The sequence below is a fragment of the Burkholderia singularis genome (genome assembly GCF_900176645.1).
Taxonomy (GTDB): Bacteria; Pseudomonadota; Gammaproteobacteria; order Burkholderiales; family Burkholderiaceae; genus Burkholderia; species Burkholderia singularis.
In genome coordinates, this window is sequence record NZ_FXAN01000028.1 from 1 (window position 1) to 685 (window position 685).

The window sequence follows — 685 nt, forward strand, 5'->3', positions numbered from 1 at the left end:
CTGGCCTGCGAGCCGGACGTATCGGTGGCGCGTCTGGCGATGGAGCATGGGGTGAATCCGAACCTGGTGTTCAAATGGCGTCGAGCATTGCGTGCCGGCGAATACGATCCGGTGGATTTGCTGCCCGTGACCGTGGAGGCACCGGCGCAAGAGATCGAGCAACCGGCCCCGGCGCCGGTCGCCAGTGCCGCTCCGGCGGGCGCCATCGAGATCAGCGTAGGCAACACCCGAGTGCGCATCGAAGGCTCGCCGCATGAAGCCACGCTGTTGCTGGTGCTCCGTATGTTGCGCGGCACGTCGGGACCGACAGCATGATCGGACTACCCAGCCACACGAAGATCTGGCTGGCCGCCGGCGTGACCGACATGCGCTCGGGCTTCAATAGCTTAGCCGCGAAGGTCCAGACCGTGCTGGAGCGGGACCCGTTCAGCGGCCACGTGTTCGTGTTCCGCGGCAAGCGTGGCGATCTGGTCAAAGTGTTGTGGTGGAGCGGCGACGGCATGTGTCTGCTGATGAAACGCCTGGAGCGCGGTCGGTTCGTGTGGCCACGTGCCGATGGTGGCGTGGTGTGCCTGAGCCAGGCGCAACTGTCGATGCTGCTCGAAGGTATCGACTGGCGGCAGCCTGTACGCACGGCGGAGCCGACATCGGCGTTGTAAACCTGCCGGCCGCCGCGTAGACTGCC

2 protein-coding genes are annotated in these 685 nt (G+C 65.8%); both read left to right on the forward strand.

All coding sequences use genetic code 11. The features are described 5' to 3' along the window. The coding region (gene tnpA / locus BSIN_RS02580) for an IS66-like element accessory protein TnpA (protein ID WP_096059332.1) at positions 1-315 on the forward strand (315 nt) is incomplete at its 5' end. Continuing rightward, positions 312-659 (forward strand): IS66 family insertion sequence element accessory protein TnpB, encoded by a 348-nt coding sequence (gene tnpB / locus BSIN_RS02585; protein WP_006764055.1) that lies wholly within the window; start codon positions 312-314, stop codon positions 657-659. The genes tnpA and tnpB, both read left to right, overlap by 4 nt. Positions 660-685: the final 26 nt, after the last annotated feature.